Source organism: Pseudoduganella sp. (genome assembly GCF_041914865.1).
Lineage (GTDB): Bacteria > Pseudomonadota > Gammaproteobacteria > Burkholderiales > Burkholderiaceae_D > Rugamonas.
This window is the reverse complement of sequence record NZ_JAYSCO010000026.1, coordinates 42,664-63,117: the sequence shown is the minus strand read 5'-3', so window position 1 is coordinate 63,117 and position 20,454 is coordinate 42,664. Positions and strand designations below refer to the sequence as shown.

19 protein-coding genes are annotated in these 20,454 nt (G+C 68.1%); 11 read left to right on the top strand and 8 right to left on the bottom strand.

Annotated elements, in window-relative coordinates:
- Positions 1 to 35 precede the first annotated feature (35 nt).
- On the top strand, positions 36 to 1,526 hold the full coding sequence (locus tag ACE3TQ_RS14115; protein ID WP_374582898.1) for an AMP nucleosidase: 1,491 nt from the start codon (positions 36 to 38) through the stop codon (positions 1,524 to 1,526).
- A gap of 3 nt (positions 1,527 to 1,529) precedes the next feature.
- Here the strand turns inward: ACE3TQ_RS14115 and ACE3TQ_RS14110 are convergent, their stop codons facing one another.
- On the bottom strand, positions 1,530 to 2,099 hold the full coding sequence (locus ACE3TQ_RS14110; RefSeq protein ID WP_374582897.1) for a lysostaphin resistance A-like protein: 570 nt from the start codon (positions 2,097 to 2,099) through the stop codon (positions 1,530 to 1,532).
- A gap of 66 nt (positions 2,100 to 2,165) precedes the next feature.
- Between ACE3TQ_RS14110 and ACE3TQ_RS14105 the strand changes: the two genes are divergently transcribed.
- Entirely contained in the window at positions 2,166 to 3,737 is a 1,572-nt protein-coding gene (locus tag ACE3TQ_RS14105; protein ID WP_374582896.1) for a S10 family peptidase, read from the top strand.
- Positions 3,738 to 3,748: 11 nt separating this feature from the next.
- Entirely contained in the window at positions 3,749 to 4,102 is a 354-nt protein-coding gene (locus tag ACE3TQ_RS14100; RefSeq protein WP_374582895.1) for an EF-hand domain-containing protein, read from the top strand.
- Here the strand turns inward: ACE3TQ_RS14100 and ACE3TQ_RS14095 are convergent, their stop codons facing one another.
- Genes ACE3TQ_RS14095 through ACE3TQ_RS14085 form a run of 3 tightly spaced genes read right to left on the bottom strand, consistent with a single transcriptional unit; the run spans position 4,103 to position 6,567 of the window.
- A complete protein-coding gene (locus ACE3TQ_RS14095; protein ID WP_374582894.1) occupies positions 4,103 to 5,248 on the bottom strand; it encodes a murein L,D-transpeptidase family protein in 1,146 nt (381 codons plus the stop codon).
- A gap of 43 nt (positions 5,249 to 5,291) precedes the next feature.
- Positions 5,292 to 6,353 (bottom strand): tetratricopeptide repeat protein, encoded by a 1,062-nt coding sequence (locus ACE3TQ_RS14090; RefSeq protein ID WP_374582908.1) that lies wholly within the window; start codon positions 6,351 to 6,353, stop codon positions 5,292 to 5,294.
- 25 nt (positions 6,354 to 6,378) lie between these two features.
- The gene (locus tag ACE3TQ_RS14085; RefSeq protein ID WP_374582893.1) at positions 6,379 to 6,567 is read right to left on the bottom strand and encodes a hypothetical protein; all 189 of its coding nucleotides are present in this window, start codon (positions 6,565 to 6,567) and stop codon (positions 6,379 to 6,381) included.
- A 51-nt stretch (positions 6,568 to 6,618) separates the two neighbouring features.
- On the opposite strand from ACE3TQ_RS14085, the gene ACE3TQ_RS14080 reads away from it, so the two are divergent.
- The 3 genes from ACE3TQ_RS14080 to ACE3TQ_RS14070 are packed head-to-tail and all read left to right on the top strand — an operon-like array spanning position 6,619 to position 9,754.
- Positions 6,619 to 7,266 (top strand): hypothetical protein, encoded by a 648-nt coding sequence (locus ACE3TQ_RS14080; protein ID WP_374582892.1) that lies wholly within the window; start codon positions 6,619 to 6,621, stop codon positions 7,264 to 7,266.
- Positions 7,267 to 7,316: 50 nt separating this feature from the next.
- Positions 7,317 to 8,618, top strand: coding sequence for a DUF3422 family protein (locus tag ACE3TQ_RS14075; RefSeq protein WP_374582891.1), 1,302 nt, complete (start codon positions 7,317 to 7,319; stop codon positions 8,616 to 8,618).
- Positions 8,615 to 9,754 (top strand): esterase-like activity of phytase family protein, encoded by a 1,140-nt coding sequence (locus ACE3TQ_RS14070; RefSeq protein ID WP_374582890.1) that lies wholly within the window; start codon positions 8,615 to 8,617, stop codon positions 9,752 to 9,754. Before ACE3TQ_RS14075 ends, ACE3TQ_RS14070 begins: the two co-directional genes overlap by 4 nt.
- Positions 9,755 to 9,758: 4 nt before the next feature.
- Here the strand turns inward: ACE3TQ_RS14070 and ACE3TQ_RS14065 are convergent, their stop codons facing one another.
- The gene (locus tag ACE3TQ_RS14065; RefSeq protein ID WP_374582888.1) at positions 9,759 to 10,523 is read right to left on the bottom strand and encodes a PilZ domain-containing protein; all 765 of its coding nucleotides are present in this window, start codon (positions 10,521 to 10,523) and stop codon (positions 9,759 to 9,761) included.
- Between the two features lie 270 nt (positions 10,524 to 10,793).
- On the opposite strand from ACE3TQ_RS14065, the gene ACE3TQ_RS14060 reads away from it, so the two are divergent.
- The 4 genes from ACE3TQ_RS14060 (at position 10,794) to ACE3TQ_RS14045 (ending at position 16,204) form a co-directional block, all read left to right on the top strand.
- Positions 10,794 to 11,375 carry a hypothetical protein gene (locus ACE3TQ_RS14060; protein WP_374582887.1) on the top strand — a complete coding sequence of 194 codons (582 nt, stop codon included), beginning with the start codon at positions 10,794 to 10,796 and terminating at the stop codon, positions 11,373 to 11,375.
- A gap of 77 nt (positions 11,376 to 11,452) precedes the next feature.
- Positions 11,453 to 12,064, top strand: a complete 612-nt coding sequence (locus ACE3TQ_RS14055; RefSeq protein WP_374582886.1) for a glutathione S-transferase family protein — start codon at positions 11,453 to 11,455, stop codon at positions 12,062 to 12,064.
- Entirely contained in the window at positions 12,061 to 12,939 is an 879-nt protein-coding gene (locus tag ACE3TQ_RS14050) for a pyridoxamine 5'-phosphate oxidase family protein (RefSeq protein ID WP_374582885.1), read from the top strand. Before ACE3TQ_RS14055 ends, ACE3TQ_RS14050 begins: the two co-directional genes overlap by 4 nt.
- Before the next feature lie 19 nt (positions 12,940 to 12,958).
- On the top strand, positions 12,959 to 16,204 hold the full coding sequence (locus tag ACE3TQ_RS14045) for an EAL domain-containing protein (protein WP_374582883.1): 3,246 nt from the start codon (positions 12,959 to 12,961) through the stop codon (positions 16,202 to 16,204).
- Here the strand turns inward: ACE3TQ_RS14045 and ACE3TQ_RS14040 are convergent.
- Positions 16,182 to 16,565: a response regulator gene (locus ACE3TQ_RS14040; RefSeq protein ID WP_374582881.1), complete on the bottom strand. Its 384-nt coding sequence runs from the start codon at positions 16,563 to 16,565 to the stop codon at positions 16,182 to 16,184. The two genes, ACE3TQ_RS14045 and ACE3TQ_RS14040, sit on opposite strands and share 23 nt — an antisense overlap.
- On the bottom strand, positions 16,558 to 17,052 hold the full coding sequence (locus ACE3TQ_RS14035) for a GAF domain-containing protein (RefSeq protein WP_374582880.1): 495 nt from the start codon (positions 17,050 to 17,052) through the stop codon (positions 16,558 to 16,560). The genes ACE3TQ_RS14040 and ACE3TQ_RS14035 overlap by 8 nt, the downstream gene beginning before the upstream one ends.
- A 95-nt stretch (positions 17,053 to 17,147) precedes the next feature.
- Between ACE3TQ_RS14035 and ACE3TQ_RS14030 the strand changes: the two genes are divergently transcribed.
- Positions 17,148 to 19,535, top strand: a complete 2,388-nt coding sequence (locus tag ACE3TQ_RS14030) for a penicillin acylase family protein (protein ID WP_374582879.1) — start codon at positions 17,148 to 17,150, stop codon at positions 19,533 to 19,535.
- A 6-nt stretch (positions 19,536 to 19,541) separates the two neighbouring features.
- On the opposite strand, the gene ACE3TQ_RS14025 is transcribed toward ACE3TQ_RS14030, so the two are convergent.
- Positions 19,542 to 20,402: a dienelactone hydrolase family protein gene (locus ACE3TQ_RS14025; protein ID WP_374582878.1), complete on the bottom strand. Its 861-nt coding sequence runs from the start codon at positions 20,400 to 20,402 to the stop codon at positions 19,542 to 19,544.
- Positions 20,403 to 20,454: the final 52 nt, after the last annotated feature.

Genomic DNA, 20,454 nt, shown 5'->3' with positions numbered 1-20,454 from the left:
ATAATAGTATGTAGCCAGTCTAAAGGAGTTGCACGATGTCCAGCCGTCCCCATGTAGCACCCCGCATGTTCGATGATCCCTCCGCAGCACTGGCCCAGGTCCGGGCGATTTACGACGACAGCATCCGCTTCCTGCGCGAATCCCTGCAGCGTTTTGTCGAAGGCGAGACGCCCGGCGAGCGTGTGCGCGCCTGCTACCCGTATGTGCGGGTGCAGAGCGACACCGTGGTGCGCGCCGACTCGCGCCTGTCGTTCGGCTTCGTGGCCGGTCCCGGCGCCTTTGAGACCACGCTGACCCGGCCCGACCTGTTCGAGCGCTATTACACGGAACAATTCCGCCTGCTGCTGAAAAACCATGGCCAGCAGCAGATGCAGATCGAGGTCGGCCTCAGCTCGGAGCCGATCCCGGTGCACTTCTCGTTCGCCGAACATGACCATATCGAGGGCAGCCTGAGCGCCGAGCGGCGCCTGCTGATGCGCGACGTGTTCGACCTGCCCAACCTGGCCGCCATGGACGACGGCATCGCCAACGGCACCTACGAGGCGCCGCCTGGCGAGGCGCAACCGCTGTCGCTGTTCACCGCGCCGCGCGTCGACTATTCGCTGCAGCGTCTGCGCCACTACACCGGCACCTCGCCCGAGCACTTCCAGAAGTTCGTGCTGTTTACGAACTACCAGTTCTACATCGACGAATTCGTGCGCCTGGGCCACGAGCTGATGGCCAGCCCGGACAACGACGGCTATGTGGCCTTTGTGGAGCCAGGCAACCTGGTCACGCGCCGCGTCGGCCACGCCATGCAGCCGGGCGACGACCTGGGCGCCGCGCCGCCGCGCCTGCCGCAGATGCCGGGCTACCACCTGGTGCGCGCCGACGGCAGCGGCATCAGCATGGTGAACATCGGCGTCGGCCCGGCCAACGCCAAGACCGCGACCGACCACATCGCGGTGCTGCGCCCGCACGCCTGGCTGATGCTGGGCCACTGCGCCGGCTTGCGCAACACGCAGCAGCTGGGCGACTACGTGCTGGCGCACGGCTACGTGCGCGAAGACCACGTGCTGGACGAGGACCTGCCGCTGTGGGTGCCGATCCCGGCGCTGGCCGAGGTGCAGGTGGCGATCGAGGCGGCGGTGAAGGAAGTGACGCAGCTCGACGGCCATGATCTGAAGCGCGTGCTGCGCACCGGCACCGTGGCCAGCACCGACAACCGCAACTGGGAGCTGCTGCCGCAGCGCACGCCGGAGCGCCGTTTCAGCCAGAGCCGCGCGGTGGCGCTGGACATGGAAAGCGCCACCATCGCCGCCAACGGCTTCCGCTTCCGCGTCCCTTACGGCACCTTGCTGTGCGTGAGCGACAAGCCGCTGCACGGCGAGATCAAGCTGCCGGGCATGGCCAACCAGTTCTACCGCGACCGCGTCGACCAGCACCTGCGCATCGGCATCCGCGCGCTCGAGCTGTTGCGCGGCCTCGGCTCCGACAAGCTGCACAGCCGCAAGCTGCGCAGCTTCGCCGAAGTCGCCTTCCAGTAGCCGCTAGCGCGCCTGGGCGGCGGCCAGGCGGCGCACCATGAGCAGGCCGATGATGTCGATGATGGTGTGCGCCACCATCATCGCCAGCAGGCCGATGTACTCGAAGCCCAGGCCGAAGGCCAGGCCCATGCCGAACACGCCGCCCATCTGCAGCAGGGCGGGGCGGTCGATGCGGCTGAACTGGTAGGCGCGCACATGGGCCAGCAGGAACAGCAGGCTGGCGCCCCAGATGCCAAGCAGCGGCTGCAGCGCCGCGCGGAACAGCAGTTCCTCCGAAATGCCCGCCCCCAGCGAAATCCACACCGGGTTCCAGCCCGCCAGGTCGAGCCGCGCATAGCTGGCGGTGGTGCGCTGCACCGCCTCGGCGGAGGGCTTGCGCAGGGAGGTCACCGCCGACGCCAGGCCCACCGCCAGCCCGAGCGCCGCGCCCAGTCCGAGCTGCTGCGGCCAGGGCAGGCCGGCCATGAATACTTGCCGCAGCGCCTGCCCGTGTCCAAAATGGATAATGGCCAGCGCGATCGCGGCCAGCACCGCGCAGCTGAGCAATTGGGTGTGCAGCGGATATTTTTCCATTGGCTACTGGTAATATAAAAACGATAACTATACTATAGGGAAAAACAAGACTTAAAGGAGACGACGATGCTGCGCTGGCTGGGCAGTTCAATGGTGCCTGCCGTCCTGTTGGCGGCGGCGCTGGCGGCGTGCGGCGGGGGCGGCGGCGAGGGCGCCAGCGTGGCGCCGCCGGTCACGCCACCGCCCACGGTGGCCGGTGCGCTGGCCGATCCCACCATCTACAGCGGCGCCGCCACGGGGTCCCTGGCGGCGGCCAGCGAGGCGGCCGCCACGGCGCGCGGCCAGCTGGTGCTGAACGGCGTGCGGCATGACTACACGGCCACCACCGGCCACCTGGTGGCGCGCGATGCGCGCAGCGGCAGCCCGACGGTGTCCTTCTTCTACGTCGCCTATACGCTGGACAACCAGCCGGCCGCCAGCCGGCCCGTGACGTTCTTCTACAACGGCGGTCCCGGCTCGGCCTCGCTGTGGCTGCACCTGGGTTCCTATGGACCCAAGCGGCTGGTGGCCGACCAGCCGGGCAACAGCGTGCTGGCGACGCCGGCGCAGCTGGTCGATAACGCCGAAAGCATGCTCGACATCAGCGACCTGGTGTTCGTCGATGCCGTCGGTACCGGCTACACGCAAGCCATCGCGCCCAACCGCAACCAGGATTTCTGGGGCGTCGATAGCGACGCCGCCTCGCTGCGCGATTTCGTGCAGCGCTATGTGGCGGCCAACAGCCGCCAGGCTTCGCCCAAATACCTGTTCGGCGAATCGTACGGCGGCCCGCGCACGGCGGTGCTGGCCAAGCTGCTGGAAACGGCCGGCACCCGGCTGGCCGGGGTGGTGCTGCAGGCGCCCATCCTCGACTACAACAGCAATTGCGCCGTGTTCGAGGCGGGCCCGCAGGAAGTCAGCTGCGAAGGCTATGTGCCGACCTACGCCGCGATCGGCGCCTACCACCAGCGCGCCAATCCGCTGCCGTCCGATTTCAGCGCCTATATCGGCCAGGCGCGCAACTTCGCGGCAGGCAGCTACCGCGCGGCGCTGGGGCCGTGGCTGGCGTCGCGTGTGGCGCCGCCGCCGGCGGTGGCGGTGCAGCTGAACGCCCTGACCGGCATCGCCACGGCAAGCTGGCAGCAGAACCCGAACCTGCGGCCCGACTACGTGCAGCGCAATGTGCTGCCCGGCGCCATGCTGGCCGGGCGCTACGATGCGCGCGTGGCGGCGCCCGTTGGCAACCAGCTGGCCAGCGGCGGCGACCCCTCGCTGGCGGTGGTCAACCAGGCTTTCGTGACGGGCATCCGCAACTACCTGGCGGACGTGCTGCATTACACGGCGGCGTCGAACTACCTGCCGTTCAACGACTTTATCGAGCGCTGGAATTTCAGCCACGACGGCAAGGCGGTGCCCGATACGGTGCCCGACCTGGCCGCCGCCATCACGCTGAATCCGGGCCTGAAAGTGCTGTCGCTGAGCGGCTATTACGACCTGGCGACGCCGTTTTACCAGACTGAATTGGACCTGGCGCGCCTGGGCACCAATCCGAATATCGTGGTCCGCAATTACCACAGCGGGCATATGGGCTACCTGGATAATGCGGCGCGCCGTGCGACGCGCGCCGACCTGGGGGCCTTTTACCAGATGGGCAGGTGAGGAAAATGCAGATGAAGCGAGCAATGATGGTGGTGCTGGCCGCGACCGCTACGATGGCCTTGGCGGCGCAGGCGGCGGAGGATGCACCGCTGCTGCCGCGCAGCGAGCCGTATGTGCCGAAGGCGCAGCGTATCCCATCGCGCGAGGCGCCGCTGGCGGGGGCGGAGCTGAAGGCGCAGGCCATGTCCACGCTGCGCCAGCGTTTCGACGAGGCGGACACGGACCGCAGCGGCAGCCTGACGCAGCAGGAGGCTGCGGTGGCGGGCCTGGGGTATGTGGAAAAGAACTTCGAGGAGATCGACCGCGCGCACAAGGGCGCGGTGACGTTCGCGGAGGTGCAGGCCTACCTGCGCCGCCGCAAGTGATCAGATCATACTTTCGAACACGATCTTCCAGGAGCCGCCTTCGCGCGCCCAGTACTGGCGCTTGCGCTGGGTCGAGCGGGTCTTGCCGATCTTCGATTCGAGCGTGAAGGTGCTGACCAGCATATCGTCGCGGCTCGGGTAGCGGAACAGGGTCATCTCGCTCAGCGTCACACTCAGGCCGTTCACGCTGGCCAAAGGCCGCAGGTCCTTGTCGAACCAGGTCTTCAGGTTCTCGCCGTCGGCCGATTTGAACCTGGCCGAATAATTTTTGAGCAGGCGCTGGGAATCGGCGCTCACCAGGTCGGCGCGCCACCCTTCGACCAGGCGTGCCGCGGTGTCGCGCTCCGCATCCCACTTGGCCTTGCTGATGAAGTCCTGCTGGTCGGCGATCACCACCGGCGTCTTGCCGATATCGACCGAATCCTCCAGGCGGCGCAGGTCTTCATTGGTCAGCACCACGCAGCCGTCGGAGGCCAGCGGCGGGCGGCTGTAATTGTCGGACGGGGTGCCGTGCAGGAAGATGCCGGAGCCGCCGCGTCCATTCAGGCGGTCCCACTCGTTCGGGTAGTTGATGCGCAGCGCGCTGGCGCCGTAGAAATCGGGCAGGCGGGCTCCGGAGACGCGGCCGGTAATGTAGTACACGCCGAGCGGGGTTTTCTGGTCGCCTTCGCGGAACTTGTCGACGCCCAGCTTGCCCTGGCTGATGTAATAGTCGGTCACCAGGCGCAGCTGGCCGTTGACGTTCTGGTAGACGTACAGGCGCGATTGCGCCGCCGCCACCACCAGCACGTGGCGCATATCGCTGCGCAGCTGCAGCACGGAGCGCGGCAGCAGGTCGGGATTGGGGCGCGCCACCAGCGATTGCAGGCGCACGCGCGCTTCGTCGCGCAAGTCTTTCAGTTTGTCGGCCGGCGCATTCAGGCCGGCGCCGAGCTGGCCCACCGGTTTGGCGTGCATCAGCAGCAGGTCGCCGCGGATCATGTGCCCGACGCGGAAATTGGGGTAGGCCTGCACCAGCGCATCGGCCTTGGCCATGGCATCCTGCAGGTGGCTGGCGCGCAGGTCCTTGTAGATCTCGAGCAGCATGATCTCGGCATCCTGCGTCCTGGCCTGGCTGGCTGGCGCGAGCAGGGCACACGCTGCCATCAGCGCGGCTGCCGCTCCGGTACTGGCTCGCCTGGATTTCACACTAGCTCCCCGACTGCTCTTGCTTGATCAGCCAATTCTTGCCTTGCTTCTCCAGCACCAGGGTCTTGCGGCTGGTGGTGCTGAGGCGGTCCGACACATACTTCTGCCGGAATTTCACGGTCGCGGTGTTGCCGTTGACGGTGATCTGCGGCGACTCGATGGTCACCTTGATGTGGCCCTTGCCCTCGATGCGGGCGGTGCGGTCAGCTTCCCAGGCCTTGCGGTTCTGGCCCTTCGGGGTCTGGAAGTTGCTGCCATAGGCGTTCAGGTAGCCCTTCATGTCCTGCGCGCTCCAGGCCTTGGCCCAGGCTCCGACCGCCTTGCCAACGGCTGGGGCTTCGTTGTCGGCTTTGGCTTCTTTTTCAACCTTCTTCGGCTCAGGTTTAGGCTCAGGCTTGGGCTCGGCCTTTGCCAATTGTACCGCCGGAGGTGTGGCTGGCTTGGTTTGCGCCACCACCGGCGCCGGGCCGGGTGCGGCGGCAGGTGCCGGCGCAGGCGCTGGGGCAGGCTTCGCAGCCGGCGGCGCGGCTTGCGCCACGGCCGGGGCGGGCGCCGGTGCCCGGGCGGGAGCGGGAGCTGCGGCGGCAGGGGGAGCGGCGGCGGGCGCCGGCGCGGCGGCTACGGCCACCGGCGCGGCGGCATTGCTGCCTTTGGGCGCCAGCGTGCGCACCATGGCCAGTTTCGACTTGGGGGCGGCGGGCTGGTTGGCATCCAGCAGCTGCATGGCCTTGTCATACGACTGGCTGGCCAGCCTGGCGTACACATCGCCCAGGTTTTCGTGGGCGGTGGCGTAAGTCGGGTTGGTGCGGATGGCGCGTTCCAGCGCGACGCGGGCCTTATCGTAATTCCCGGCAGCGGCATGCAGCACAGCGAGGTTGTTATAAGGCTCCGGCAAATCCGGATAATCTTCCGTCAGCTTTTGGAAAACATTAATGGCGTCGGCAGTTTTGCCCTGTTCGGACAAAATCATTCCTTTGATAAATCTCAATTGGGCGTCTTTCGGTCGTTGTGACAGAGCAACATCAACCTTGGCCATCGCGGCGCCTAATTGCCCGCCGCGCATCATTTTATTGATATCGGATATCTCGTCAGCCCGCGCGCTGGCCAGCGCAAAAAGCAGCGCAGCGCCTAGCTTCAGGGCGGAACGAGAGGAAAATTGCAAAGCCTGCATTTATTATTTTTGCCGACGGGAAATAAAGCCCAATTTTATCAAAGATCAGCGGCGTGAATATACTGAAGGCATGGACTTGAATATCACGCAAGAGGCCGCTGGACATACTGCGCAAGGTATGCCATTGAGCATTTTTACGCTCAGTAACCGGCGTGGCATGGCGGTCAAAATCAGCACGCTCGGGGGCGCTTTGCTCAGCCTGCAGGCACCGGACCGGCAGGGGCTGCTGGCCGATCTGCTGCTGGGCGGGCAGGCCGGCGATGGCCTGCACCTGCTGCCTGCGCCGGGGCGCGCCCTGCACCGCCAGGCATGGCACGCGGTACCGCTGGTGGAGGAGGCCAGCGTGGGCGTGCGCCTGGTCAGCCCCGGCGCGCCGGCGGTGGTGGCGCGCTATGCCCTGGATGATGGCGGCACGCTGGCCCTGCATTGCGAGGTGGCGGCCGACGCCCCGGCCGCGTTATGCCTGGCCGTCACGCTGCGCCTCGACGGCCAGCTGATGGCGCTGCGGGCCGGCCGCGTGGTCCCGGCGGGCGCGCACGAACAGGACGTGGCCGGCGGGCCCTGGGACTTCGACCGTCCGCGCCTGGCCGCCGAACTGACCGGCCCGGCGCGCTACCTGCCCGGCGGCGGGGGCGGGCTGGCGCTGCGCCTGCTGGACCCGGCGGGCGGCCGCCAGCTTGAGTTGGAGGGCGGGCTGGCCAGCCTGCGCATCGCCTGCGGCGAGCCCGCCGGCACCCTGCGGCTGGAGCCGGTGCTGGCCGCGCCGGGCGGCCGCATCGCCTTTCGCTGCAGCGCACAAACATGAGGTAAATACAATGTTACTATCGTGACTCAGCCACCCTCGAGCCACGTCCTATGCGTCTTGTGTTCTCCAGCCTGAACCATGCCCAGCGCGTTCCGCTGGCGGCCGAAATCCACTCGCGCCCCTTCCTCAAGCTGGAAGCGCCGACTTTGCTGAGCCACTTCGCCATCCTCGGCGAGCAGGGGCAGCTGGAGCTGCTGGCCGGCTTGTGCGGGCATTTCGCGGTGACGGCGCCGGCGGCGGGGGCAAAATACTTCAGCCACGACTTTGGCCGCTTCCGCCTGAAGTGGGAGCTGCATACCGAGTTCGCCACCTTCACGCTGGCGGAAACCGTGGCCAGCATGCCCTTGCCGGAAGAGGCTTTCGCCAGCATGCCGTCGCGCCACCTGCCGGAGGAGTGGCTGCTGCAGCTGCAGGGCAGGGTGCTGGTGGCCTCGCACGTGGTGCTGGCGCGTCCCGGCGGCGCGCAGGCGGCCTTTGCCGCCAGCCTGCAGCGCGTCTTCCAGGGCGCGCCGCTGGCGGGCAGCCAGGTCATGAACGGCGGCGAACTGTGGACCGACTTCGCCCTGCATGCCGATGGCTTCAGCCGCTTCGTGATCTGCGACGCGGTCATGCACGAGCAGCAGTCCGGGCGCCTGGTGCAGCGGGTGCTGGAGATCGAGACCTACCGAATGATGGCGTTGCTGGCCTTGCCGCTGGCGCAAGGCGCCGTGCCGGAGCTGAACGCGGTGGAGGCGGAGCTGGCGGCCCTGGCCGGCGCCCTGGTGGCGGCGGACGGCAAGCTGGATGACGGCTCCACCGAGCAGCAGCTGCTGGACCGCATTACCCACCTGGCCGCGCGCATCGAGAAAGTCTCGGCCGACACCAGCTACCGCTTCGCCGCCGCCAAGGCCTACTTCGGCCTGGTCAACGCGCGCATCGAGGAGCTGCGCGAACGGCGCATCGAAGGCACGCCGACGGTGGAGGAATTCATGGAGCGCCGCCTGGCGCCCGCCATGAATACCTGCGAGGCGGTCGCGGCGCGCCAGCAGGCGCTGGCCGGCCGCATCGCCAACTGCAACGACCTGCTGCGCACGCGGGTCGGCATCGTGCAGGAGGCGCAGAACCGCAAGATCCTGCAGTCGATGAACGCGCGCGCCGCGCAGCAGCTGCGCCTGCAGCAGGCGGTGGAAGGCTTGTCGGTGGCGGCGATCTCGTATTACCTGGTGGGCCTGGTCGGCTACTCCGCCAAAGGCGCCAAGGCGCTGGGCTGGAGCGGCAATCCCGAATTGCTGATGGGCGTGACGGTGCCGGTGGTGGCGCTGGCGGTGTGGATCGGCCTGCGCTGCATGCACAAGCGCCTGCACCGGGCATGAAGCGGCGCGCCATCCTGGCGGCGCTGGCGCTGGCCGCCGCCCTCTCGGCCTGCGGCACGGCGCGCGCGCCCGTACCCGCCACGACGCTGGCGTCGACCGTGCAGGGCCTGCGCTTCATCGGCGAGCAGCGCGTGCCGCACCAGGCGATGTATGCGGGCACCATGATGGGTGGCTTCTCCGGCCTGGATTACGACGCCGCGCGCGGCATCTGGGTGATCGCCACCGACGACCGCTGCACCCACCATCCGGCGCGTTTCTATGAAGCGCAGCTGGACTTCGACGCGCAGGCATTCCGCGCCATCCGCATGGTCGGCGTGCGGCCGTTCGTGAACACAGACGGCCAGGATTTCGCAGTCGCGGCGGAAGGCTGCGGGCGCGTGGATGTGGAAGCGATCCGCATCGATCCGCAGGACGGCAGCATCTGGTACGCCAGCGAGGGCGACCGCCGCGTCGGCCTCGATCCCTTTATCCGCCACGCCACGCGCGAAGGCCGGCTGCTGGCGGACTTGCCGCTGCCGGGGAGCTTCCGTTCGTTCAGGGATGAAGAGCGCGGCGCGCGCTACAACGCGAGCTTCGAGGGCATTGCTTTTGCGCCCGGCGGCGCCAGCCTGTGGGCGTCGATCGAATGGCCGCTGTATGGCGACGGGCCGGTCCCGACCCCGCAGCAGGGCGCCCACGTGCGCATGACGCAGTTCGGGCGCGACGGCGCGGTGCTGCGCCAGTTCGCCTATCCGCTCGATGCGATCCCCGCCGCGCCGGCGCCGGGCAAGGCGGCGGAGAACGGGGTGTCGGAGATCCTGGCCATGGCCGATGGCGAGCTGCTGGTGCTGGAGCGGGCGGCGGTGCAGGGCGCGGACGGGCGGCATACGAATCACGTCCGCCTGTACGCCAGCGATGCGCGCGCGGCAAGCGACGTGAAAGCGCTGCCGGCGCTGGCCGGCGTCGCCTACCAGCCGGCGCGCAAACGGCTGGTGCTGGATTTCGCCACGCTGGGCCTGCCGCGCATCGATAACCTGGAAGCGATGGCCTGGGGGCCGCGCCTGCCCAACGGCCACGCCTCCCTGGTGCTGGCGAGCGACGACAATTTCGGCAAGCAGCAGGTCAGCCAGTTCCTGCTGTTCGAAGTGCTGCCGTGAAGGATTAGCGCTTGGCGCCGATGCGGTTCATCAGGCTGTGGATCTGGCTTTCCACTTTCGGCGCGACACTGGTGAACTTGCAGCCGATGTGCAGCTGTTCGCCCAGCAGGAAGGAACGGTAGGAGCGGGTGGCGCAGATTTCCATCTCTTCGACATGGACGGTTTCCGAACCGAGTTCCAGCACCACGTCGCGCAGCTTGCGGCCCCTGAGCAGGCCTTTGGCATCGCCCTTGTTGCCGCGCAGGCCGATGCCGCCGACGGCGAAGTCGTAGACCGGCAGCTCGTAAGGCGTGCCGTTCATGACGAAGGCTGCGGTGAAGTTGGCGCCCAGCGGCGATTCAACGCGCTCGGAGGAGCGGCGGTTCAGCACCGCGCAGGCCTCCGGGAAGACCATCGGCACCAGGTGCGGCTGGCCCGGCGTCGTTTTCCACTTCGCGCTGGAGAGGCGGAATTGCAGCTTGGCCGTGCGCAGCCAGGCGACAAAGGTGATGTCGCCCGGCGGCAGCACCACGCCATCGTTCAATTCCAGCACGAAGTGCGGCAGTTCGGGATCGACCGAGAGGATACGCCCCATCAAGGCATCGCGGCTGCCGGCGGGGTACATGGAAATCGCATCGCCGCTGGCGGCCAGCAGCGTCAACGCGTCGCCGATATCATCCTCGGTCGTCATGTCGTACGCGTTGGCGGTCGCCGGGAAGGGGAGCGTGGCGTCTTGGGCTCGTGGCGGACCCTTGCGGATCGGCACGATGTTCGGTTCATTCAGCAGCATTTTTCAGACGTTGTTTGGGTCTTCAGACAGACATGATAGTTACTTGATTGTCGGTCGGCAAAGTAATTTGTAGTTTAGAAATGTAGCAACGGCCTGCCGCCGCGACCGGCGCGCAGCGGCTAAAACCGACCGCGCCAGAGTGGGGGCGGCCTTTTACTGGTGGAATTTTCGATGCTATGCTGGCAATGCTGTCCGTGTGGCGAAAAGGCCGCAGTTTCGCTGCGCTGGGCAGACAATATTTACTAAAGAACCAGGAGACAGGTAGCGCCGATGAACGAATTGAATGAAGAAGAGCTGTATATCGCCGGACAGGTGAAAATGTGGGTCTGGTCGGGGTTCTACGATGAGAACGACGTGGCGGAGGGCATGGACGAAATCGTCGAAGGCGAGGTCGATGTGGCCAGGCTGCGCGCCCTGGCCGCCGAGGAATTCCGGCGCAAGGCGCGGCAGGAGCTGGCGTGGCCGGTGCGCACCGACTGCGACCGGCTCGACAGCGCCTTCCATGACCTGAACAATGCGCGCATCATCGCGCTGCAGAACTCCGGCTACACCATGAGCGATGGCCATTCGGATGTGGGCGAAGTCCATGCCAGCCAGCCGCCCGGCACCTTCAAGGGCTACTGCTTCTACCATGCGCAGGACATGGAACGCGCCATCGACGGCCATGGGCTGATGCTGGCTTACGGCGACATGAAGGACACCGATGCCGGCAAAGCCGAAGTGGCGGCCGCCATTGTCGATGCGCTGGCGCGGCATGGCTTGCGCGCCGAGTGGAATGGCGATGTCGGCAGCCACATCAACGTGCCCGCCATCCAATGGCAGCGCCGGCTATTATTCCGCCGGCCGGAATAGTCTATTGCCGCCGCCGGTGATTCCCATTGCCGGCGGCATGGATCACACTGTCATCACCATTTGACAAGGAGATCCCCATGAAGCTGTACTACCACCCGATTTCTGGCCACGCCCACCGCGCCCACCTGTTCCTGTCCCTGCTGGGCCTGGACTTCGAGCTGGTGGAGGTGGATTTGATGAAGGCCGAGCAAAAGTCGGCAGCCTTCCTGCAACTGAACCCGTTCGGCCAGGTGCCGGTGCTGGACGACAACGGCACCGTCATCGCCGACTCCAACGCCATCCTGGTCTACCTGGCGGCGCGCTATGGCGATGCGACCTGGCTGCCGCAGGACCCGGCCGGCGCCGCCAATGTGCAGCGCTGGCTGTCGGTGGCGGCGGGCGAGATCGCCAGCGGCCCGGCGACCGCGCGCATCATCAACCTGTTCAAGAAAGCGACCGACCCGGCCGACGCCATCGGCCGCGCGCACCGCATCCTGGGCCTGATCGACGGCACGCTGGCCGGCAAGGAGTGGATCGCCGCCGGCTGGCCGACCATCGCCGACGTCGCCCTGTACAGCTATATCGCGCGCGCGCCGGAGGGCAACGTCGACCTGGCGCCGTACGCCAACGTGCAGGCCTGGCTGGCGCGCGTGGAAGCACTGCCGCGCTTCCAGCCGTTCGTCAAAACGCCGGTGGGGCTGGCAGCATGAACGGGCCCTGGCACGCCGGCGAGATCGCGCTGCAGGACACGCTGGGCGTCGCGGCGCGCATGGACGAAATCGGCCGCAAGGTGATCCGCAACTACATGCCGGACCAGCACCGCGAGTTTTTCGCCCAGCTGCCGTTCGCGGTGTTCGGCACGGTCGATGGCGCGGGGCGGCCATGGGCCACGCTGCGTGCCGGGGAAGAGGGATTCATGCAGTCGCCGGACCCGCAGCGCCTCTTGCTGGAGCTGCCGGCGCAGCCCGACGACCCTGCGCAGGAAGGCCTGCGCGATGGCGCGGCCGTCGGCATGCTCGGCATCGAGCTGCATACGCGGCGCCGCAACCGGCTGAACGGGCGCCTGCGCGCGCTCGATGGCGGGCGCTTTGAGCTGGGCGTGGGCGAATCGTTTGGCAACTGCCCGCAGTACATCCATGTGCGCGACTACCGCTTCGAGCGCCAGCCGGACGAGGCCTCGGGTCTGCCGGCGCGCCGCCTGCCGCAGGTCGATGCGCTGGCGCGCGACCTGGTCGGCCGTGCCGCGACCTTCTTCGTCGCCACCTATTCGGGCGAAGGGGAGGCGATGCGGGTCGATGTGTCGCACCGCGGCGGGCCGCCGGGCGTCGTCCAGCTCAAGCGCGATGGCACGCTGGTGGTGCCCGATTATGAGGGCAACCGCTTCTTCTCCACGCTGGGCAATATCCTGTTGAACGGCAAGGCCGGGCTGGTGTTCCCGGACTTCGACAGCGGCGGCCTGCTGCAAATGAGCGGCGCGGCGCGCGTCGTACTGGACGGGGCGGGAAGGCACTGGGAATTCGAACCGCGCGAGATAGTGTGGCGCGAAGATGCATTGCCTTTGAGGTGGGCGCTGCAAGCGGCCTGACTCTGCTACCATGCCCTGCATGGACAGGGCTTCTCCCGCTGCGCCGGGCAGGACCAGGCTGGATGCTTTTACCGCCGTGTACGAGCACAGCCCCTACCTGGCTTTCATGATGGATGCCAAGGGCACGCTGCTTGCCGCGAATGCCCATGCGCGCCGCCTGGATAGTGAACTGCAGGCCGGCGGCCAGGCCTTCGCCCTGTTCCGCAGCTGGGCCGCCGTGGAACTGCGCGACGACGCGATACCCGAAGCGATGCGGCGCGGCGTCTGGCGCGGCGAGCTGGCGCTGCGCCAGACGCAGGGCGAGGGCGCGCCGGTGTCGCTGGCGATGGAGTACTACGCCGGCCACGATGGCCAGCCCGAATGCTTCCGCTGCATCGTCACGCCCTTGCCGGAAGCCGACTCCTACGGTTCGCGCCTGCGTTTCAAACGCCTGTTCGACCTGCACCCGCACCCGATGTGGGTGTACGACCTGGAGACGCTGCGCTTCCTGGTGGTGAACCGCGCCGCCACCGAGGTCTATGGCTACAGCGAGGAAGAGTTCCTGGACATGACCATCGAGGACATCCGTCCCGCGCAGGAACTGGCGCGCCTGCGCTGCGACCTGGCCGCGTCGGCGCCCGAGCGCGCGCAGCAGTCGGGCGGCTGGACCCACCGCCGCCGCGACGGCCGTCTGGTGCAGGTGGAAATCTCCTCCCACCCGCTGCTGCTGGCCGGGCATAAGGCGCGCTTCGTGGTGGCGCACGATGTGACCGAGCGCGTGCGCATCGAGAAGGCGCTGCATGAATCGCAGGAGATGACGCGCCTGGTGGTCGACCATATCCCGCACCAGATCTTCTGGAAGGACCTGGACCTGCGCTACCGCGGCTGCAACGATGTGTTCATGCGCGCCGCCGGGCTGGCCAGCCAGGACGAGGTGGTGGGCAAGAGCGACTTCGATTTCCCCTGGGCGCATAACGCCGAGCGCATCCGCGCCGACGACGCCGAGATTATCCGCAACGGGGTGCCGCTGCTGAACCGCGAAGACCACCTGCTGTTCGCCGACGGCAGCGTGCACTGGTTCCTGATCAACAAGCTGCCGCTGCATGACCTGGCGGGCAAGACCATCGGCCTGCTTGGCACCATCGAGGATGTCTCGGAGCGCAAGCAGGTCGAGCTGATGCTGCAGCTGCAGAACCGCGCGCTGGAATCGAGCGTCAACGCCATGGCCATTATCGCCATCCACGACGGCAGCGACGCCATCGAATACGCCAACCCGGCCCTGTCCGAGCTGACCGGCCACCCGCTGGCCGGGCTGGCGGGACGCAGCCTGGAAGCCGTGCTGGCCGACCCCGGCGATGAGGCCGCGCGCGCCGCGCTGCACGCGGCGGTGCACGCGCAAAGCGAGGTGCAACTGATGCTGAAGGGGCGCCGCCACGACGGCAGCTACTGGTGGGCGCAGCTGCATGTGGCGCCGGTGGGCGGCAGCGACGGCTGGCACAGCCACCGGGTGTGCGTGCTGACCGATATGACGTCCACCATGAATTACCAGGCCCAGCTCGAACACCAGGCCAGCCACGACGCCCTGACCGGCCTGCCCAACCGCAACCTGTGCGGCGACCGCCTGGCGCAGGCCATCAGCTATGCCCAGCGTTACGGCCACACGGTGTGGGTGGTATTCCTCGACCTGGACAACTTCAAGCTGGTGAACGACAACATGGGCCATGCGGCGGGCGACGAACTGCTGCGCAGCGTGGCGCGTCGCCTGCGCGACTGCGTGCGCGAGACCGACACCGTGGCGCGCATGGGCGGCGACGAATTCGTGCTGGTGCTGCTGGATGGGCAGGAAGCGACGCCGTCGCAGGCGGTGCTGCGCAAGATCCTGGACAGCGTGACGGCGCCGGTGCTGCTGGGCGGGCAGGAGCAGCTGGTCACCTGCAGCATGGGCGTGGCGCTGTACCCGGCCGACGGCGCCGACCCGCAGCTGCTGATGCGCTACGCCGATATCGCCATGTACCGCGCCAAGGAGGGCGGCCGCAACCAGGTGCAGTTCTACGAGCCGGCCATGCATGCGCGCATCGTGGAGCGGGCCGCCATCGAGAACGAGCTGCGCGGCGCGCTGGCGCGCAACGAGATGTTCCTGGTGTACCAGCCCAAGATGCATGTGGCGACCGGCGAGATATCGGGCGTGGAGGCGCTGCTGCGCTGGCGCCATCCCACCATGGGGCTGGTGGCGCCGGGGCGCTTTATCGGCGTGGCGGAGGAGACCGGCCTGATCGTGGCGCTGGGGCGCTGGGTGATCCATACCGCCTGCGCGCAGAACAAGGCCTGGCAGGACGCCGGCCTGCCGCCGCTGCGGGTGGCGGTGAATGTGTCGGCGCGCCAGTTCCGCGACAAGGGCCTGGCGGACGAGGTGGTGGCGGCCCTGCACAGCACCGGCCTGCAGGCGCAATACCTGGAGTTGGAACTGACCGAGAGCATGATGATGCAGGACGCCGACGAGGCGGTGGCCACCGTGCAGCGCCTGAAAAAGGTCGGCGTCGGCCTGTCGATCGACGATTTCGGCACCGGCTATTCGAGCCTGGCCTACCTCAAGCTGTTCCCGATCGACTACCTGAAGATCGACCAGTCCTTCGTGCGCGACATGCTGGGCGAGCCGACGGTGGCGGCCATTGTGCGGTCGGTGATCTCGCTCGGCCACAGCCTGGATTTCCGCATCATCGCCGAAGGGGTGGAAACGGAAGGGCAGCTGGCCTACCTGCAGCGCTACCAGTGCGATGAGGCGCAGGGCTACCACCTGGGCAAGCCGATCCTGCCGGACGAATTTGCCGCCCTGCTGGCGCAGGCGCAGCCGCGCCAGCCGGTCCGCCCGGCGGGCGAACAGCGCACTGGCACCTTGCTGCTGCTGGATGACGAGCCGAACGTGCTGTCGTCGCTGGTGCGCCTGCTGCGGCGCGACGGCTACCAGATCCTGCTGGCGCATAACGCGCAGGAAGCCTTTGCCCACCTGGCCACGCACGACGTGCAGGTGGTGGTGAGCGACCAGCGCATGCCGGAGATGAACGGCACCGAATTCCTGAGCCGGGTGCGCAAGCTGTACCCCGATACGGTGCGCATCATCCTGTCCGGCTATGCCGAGCTGGAGTCGGTGCTGGGCGCCATCAACCGCGGCGAGATTTACCGCTTCTATACCAAGCCATGGGACGACCAGGCCCTGCGCGAGAGCATCCGCGAGGCCTTCCGCTACCACGCGTTAATGCACGCGCCTAGCCCTGCGACAGCGCGTTGAAGGCATCCAGCAGGGTGCGCGCGCGGAAGGGCTTCAAGACCACCCGGTTCACGCCGCGCTCGCGCAAGGCCGCCAGCAGGGCATCGTCGCAGCGGCCTGCCAGCACGGCCAGCGGGATCTTGGCATGGCTGGCGCTGCGGCCCAGGCGCACCTGGTCCAGCAGCGACAGGTCGTAGGCATCGCCGGCATCGATGGCGATCAGGGCGCCGTGGTAGGCGCGCTCGTTGAGCATCTGGCGCGCCAGCGCGGTGCTGGCCGCTTCCTGCACCTCGGCCACGCCCAGCGAGCGTGCGGTCAGGGCGACGGTGCGGCGCAGCATGCTTTCCGGTTCCACCAGCAGCATCTGCTTGAGCTCAGGCATGGCGCGCCTCCAGCTCCTGCATGACCAGGCTGCGCAGGGTCGACAGGATGGCCAGTTCGACCGAATCGACCGTGCGCGGGCGGGTATCGATGATGCACAGCGTGCCGAGGGCGTAGCCATTGGCCAGGATCAGCGGGGCGCCGGCATAGAAGCGGATATGCGGCGGGCCGGTGACCAGCGGGTTGTCGGCGAAGCGCGGATCGAGCAGGGCGTCTTCGATCACGAAGATCTCGGCGCGCAGGATGGCGTGGCCGCAGAACGAGATATCGCGCCCGGTCTCGCAGGTGCTGCCCAGGCCGACCGCCGCCTTGAACCACTGGCGGTCGGTGTCGAGCAGGGAAATCAGGGCGATGGGGACGTCAAATTCCTGTGCTGCGAATTCAACAATTTTGTCGAAGCGTTCCTCTGGCGGCGTGTCGAGCACCAGCATGGCGTACAGGGCCGCCAGGCGTTCCGCTTCATTCGGGGGAGTGGGCGCGGGCATCATGGTGGGGATACTGTAGCACGCTTACACTTTTTAGATGCCGTTCCTTTTGGATTTCTGGCAAGATTTAGCGCGACATAATACACATGAGGGTGCTGATGGTGAAACTGTGGTTGAAACGCATAGTCCTGGGCCTGCTGGCGCTGCTGTTGCTGACCGTGCTGGGCCTGTGGTTCTTCCTGCGCGGAAGCCTGCCCCAGCTGGACGGCAAGATCAGCGCGGCCAGCCTGGCCGCCCCGGTCACGGTGCTGCGCGACCAGCAGGGCGTTCCCTCCATCAGCGGCAGCGACCGCAACGACGTGGCCTACGCCACCGGTTTCGTGCATGCGCAGGACCGCTTCTTCCAGATGGACCTGCTGCGCCGCATGCCGGCCGGCGAGTTGTCCGAACTGTTCGGCGAAAAGGCGCTGGAGACCGACCGCATCCACCGCCTGCACCGCTTCCGCGCGCGCGCCGCGCAGGCCATCCAGGCCATGCCGGCCGACGACCGCAAGCTGCTGGAGCGCTATACCGCCGGCGTGAACGACGGCCTGAACGCGCTCGGCACGCGGCCCTTCGAATACGGGCTGGTGGGCGTGGGGCCGCGGCCCTGGGTGCTGGAGGACTCCTATCTGGTGGCCTGGGCCATGTACATCGACCTGCAGGTGACGGGCATCGGGCGCGAACTGGCGCGCGGCTGGCTGCGCGAAAATGCGAGCGCCGAGCAACGCGCCTTCCTGCTGCCGGAGTCGACCCAGTGGGATGCGCCGCTGGACGCGGCCGGCATGGCGGCGCCCGATGCGCCGATCCCGGCCCGGGCCCCGGACTGGTGGGGCAAGGCCATCGCCAAAGAACCGGCCACGCTGGCGGCGGCGGCCTTCGTGGACGGCGTGGGCAGCAACAACTGGGCGGTGTCGGGCCAGCGCAGCAAGCATGGCGGCGCCATCGTGTCGGACGACATGCACCTGGGCATCCGGCTGCCGAGCACCTGGTACCGCCTGCTGCTGCAGGTGCCGGGCGCCAACGGCAGCACGCGCCGTATCGTCGGCGTCAGCATTCCCGGCGCGCCGGCCGTGGTGGCGGGCAGCAATGGCCATGTGGCGTGGGGTTTTACCAACAGCTACGGCGACTACATCGACCTGGTGGAAGTGGCGGCCGGCGCCGACCGTCCGGGCCAGGTCAAGCTGCCGGGCGGCTGGGAAAGCCCGGTCGAGCATGTGGAAACCATCCTGGTCAAAGGCCGGCCGGCAGTCAGCCTGAAGGTGCGCGAAACCTCGCTGGGGCCGATCATGCAGGCGGGCGGGCGCGAGTATGCGGTGCACTGGGTGGCGCACGATGTGAACGCGGTCAACCTGGCGCTGCGCCATATGGAGGAAGTGAATACCGTGGCGGAAGCGCTGGCGCTGGCGCCCAGGGTCGGCATGCCGGCGCAGAACCTGGTGGTGGGCGACAGCGGCGGCGCCATCGGCTGGACCATTTCCGGTCCGCTGCCGCAGCGCCCGGCCACGCCGGTCGACGCCAGCTACCCGCTGGCGGCCAATGGCAGCACGCGCGGCTGGCAGGGCCTGCTGCCGGCGGCGGCCTACCCGTCGGTGCGCGACCCGGCGGGCGGCCAGCTGGTGACGGCCAACAGCCGCCAGCTGGCCGGCGCCGACGCGGCCAAGCTGGGCGACGGCGGCTTCGACCTGGGCGCCCGCGCGCGCCAGGCGCGCGACAGCCTGACGGCGCTGGGCGGGAAAACGGACGAGCAGGGCGTCTACAGCGTGATGCTGGACGACCGCGCGCTGTTCATCGGCCAGTGGCGCGAGCGCGCGCTGGCGGTGCTGGACGCCGAAGCGCTGCAGGGCAAGCCGCAGCGCGCCGAGCTGGCGCGCCTGCTGAAGGACAACTGGAGCGGCCGCGCCAGTACAGATTCGGTGGCCTACCGTGCCAGCCGCGCCTTCATGTGGTCGCTGTATGAGCTGCTGTACGGCGGCGCCAATGTGGAGCTGGCCAAGCTGAACAAGGACGCCAATATGCGCGCCGCCTCCAGCCGCTGGCCGGTGGTGCTGGCGCGCCTGCTGGACGAGCAGCCGGCCGGCTGGCTGCCGCCGGGCCACGCCAGCTGGAAGGCGCTGCAGCTGGCCGCGCTCGACCGCACCATCGAGCACCTGGCCAAGGATGGCAAGCCGCTGGCGTCCGCCACCTGGGGCGCGCGCAACACGGCCACCATCGCGCACCCGATTGCCGGCGCGCTGCCGCTGCTGAAGAAATGGCTGAGCGTGCCGCCCGACCAGCTGCCGGGCGACAGCAATATGCCGCGCGTGGCGGGGCCGGCCTTCGGCCAGTCCGAGCGCATGACGGTGACCCCGGGGCGCGAGGAACAGGGCCTGTTCAATATGCCGGGCGGCCAGAGCGGCCACCCGCTGTCGCCGTATTTCCTGGCCGGCCATGCCGACTGGGTGGCCGGCAGGCCGACGCCGCTGTTGCCGGGGCCGGCCGCCCACTCGCTGAAATTCCTGAAGTAGGCCGCCCTAGGCCGCCAGCTCCTGGCGCAGGAAAGCGACGGTGCGCCGCCAGGCCAGGCGCGCGGCCGCCTCGTCGTAACGCGGCGTGGTGTCGTTGTTGAAGCCATGCTCGACGCCGGGATACAGGTGGTATTCGTAGCGCACCCCGGCCGCCCGCAGCGCCGCCTCGTAGGCCGGCCAGCCGGCGCGGATGCGGGCGTCGTTTTCGGCGTCATGGATGAGCAGGGGCGCTTTGATCTTCGGCACCTCGCTGGCCGGCGGCTGGGCGCCGTAGAAGGGCACGGCGGCGGCCAGGTCGGGCTGCACGGTGGCCAGGTAGTTGGCCATGCCGCCGCCGTAGCAGAAACCGACCACGCCGACCTTGCCGTTGGCGGCTGGGTGCGCCTTCAGCGCCTGGCTTGCGGCGACGAAGTCGGCGCGCGTCCTGGCCTGGTCCAGCCTGGCGAACAGTTCGCGCGCCTTGTCCTCGTTGCCGGGATAGCCGCCCAGCGGGAACAGGGCGTCCGGCGCGAAGGCCAGGAAGCCCTCCAGCGCCAGGCGGCGCGCAAAGTCTTCGATATGCGGGTTCAGGCCGCGGTTTTCATGCACCACCAGCACCGCCGGCAGCTTGCCAGCCGCGCCGGCCGGCTGCACCAGGTAGCCGCGCACGGTGCCGTAGCCCTGGGGCGAGGGGTATTCCACGTAGGCGGCGCGCAGGCGCGGGTCGTCCGCCGCCACCAGCGGCGCGGCGAAGCTGGGCGCCATGCTGGCCAGCACACCGGCGCCGGCGGCGGCAATGAAGTCGCGGCGGCTGAGCTGGCCGTGCACGTAGCGGTCGAACAGGTCCAGCACGCGGGGATCGAAATCCCTGGCAGTCAATCGTGTCATCGTATTGTCTCCGGAATAACAAAATGTGCGTTGCCAAGTGTACCCCGGGTGG

Bases quoted from the DNA above. Each gene is read 5' to 3' on its own strand.
- ACE3TQ_RS14040 (WP_374582881.1), bottom strand. From the start codon at position 16,565: ATGCCTGAGCTCAAGCAGATGCTGCTGGTGGAACCGGAAAGCATGCTG.
- ACE3TQ_RS14050 (WP_374582885.1), top strand. From the start codon at position 12,061: ATGAACGGGCCCTGGCACGCCGGCGAGATCGCGCTGCAGGACACGCTG.
- ACE3TQ_RS14090 (WP_374582908.1), bottom strand. From the start codon at position 6,353: ATGCGCGGCGGGCAATTAGGCGCCGCGATGGCCAAGGTTGATGTTGCT.
- ACE3TQ_RS14085 (WP_374582893.1), bottom strand. From the start codon at position 6,567: ATGTCCAGCGGCCTCTTGCGTGATATTCAAGTCCATGCCTTCAGTATA.
- ACE3TQ_RS14045 (WP_374582883.1), top strand. From the start codon at position 12,959: ATGGACAGGGCTTCTCCCGCTGCGCCGGGCAGGACCAGGCTGGATGCT.
- ACE3TQ_RS14075 (WP_374582891.1), top strand. From the start codon at position 7,317: ATGCGTCTTGTGTTCTCCAGCCTGAACCATGCCCAGCGCGTTCCGCTG.
- ACE3TQ_RS14100 (WP_374582895.1), top strand. From the start codon at position 3,749: ATGAAGCGAGCAATGATGGTGGTGCTGGCCGCGACCGCTACGATGGCC.
- ACE3TQ_RS14095 (WP_374582894.1), bottom strand. From the start codon at position 5,248: ATGGCAGCGTGTGCCCTGCTCGCGCCAGCCAGCCAGGCCAGGACGCAG.
- ACE3TQ_RS14070 (WP_374582890.1), top strand. From the start codon at position 8,615: ATGAAGCGGCGCGCCATCCTGGCGGCGCTGGCGCTGGCCGCCGCCCTC.
- ACE3TQ_RS14080 (WP_374582892.1), top strand. From the start codon at position 6,619: ATGGCGGTCAAAATCAGCACGCTCGGGGGCGCTTTGCTCAGCCTGCAG.
- ACE3TQ_RS14035 (WP_374582880.1), bottom strand. From the start codon at position 17,052: ATGATGCCCGCGCCCACTCCCCCGAATGAAGCGGAACGCCTGGCGGCC.
- ACE3TQ_RS14065 (WP_374582888.1), bottom strand. From the start codon at position 10,523: ATGCTGCTGAATGAACCGAACATCGTGCCGATCCGCAAGGGTCCGCCA.
- ACE3TQ_RS14115 (WP_374582898.1), top strand. From the start codon at position 36: ATGTCCAGCCGTCCCCATGTAGCACCCCGCATGTTCGATGATCCCTCC.
- ACE3TQ_RS14030 (WP_374582879.1), top strand. From the start codon at position 17,148: ATGGTGAAACTGTGGTTGAAACGCATAGTCCTGGGCCTGCTGGCGCTG.
- ACE3TQ_RS14110 (WP_374582897.1), bottom strand. From the start codon at position 2,099: ATGGAAAAATATCCGCTGCACACCCAATTGCTCAGCTGCGCGGTGCTG.
- ACE3TQ_RS14025 (WP_374582878.1), bottom strand. From the start codon at position 20,402: ATGACACGATTGACTGCCAGGGATTTCGATCCCCGCGTGCTGGACCTG.
- ACE3TQ_RS14060 (WP_374582887.1), top strand. From the start codon at position 10,794: ATGAACGAATTGAATGAAGAAGAGCTGTATATCGCCGGACAGGTGAAA.
- ACE3TQ_RS14105 (WP_374582896.1), top strand. From the start codon at position 2,166: ATGCTGCGCTGGCTGGGCAGTTCAATGGTGCCTGCCGTCCTGTTGGCG.
- ACE3TQ_RS14055 (WP_374582886.1), top strand. From the start codon at position 11,453: ATGAAGCTGTACTACCACCCGATTTCTGGCCACGCCCACCGCGCCCAC.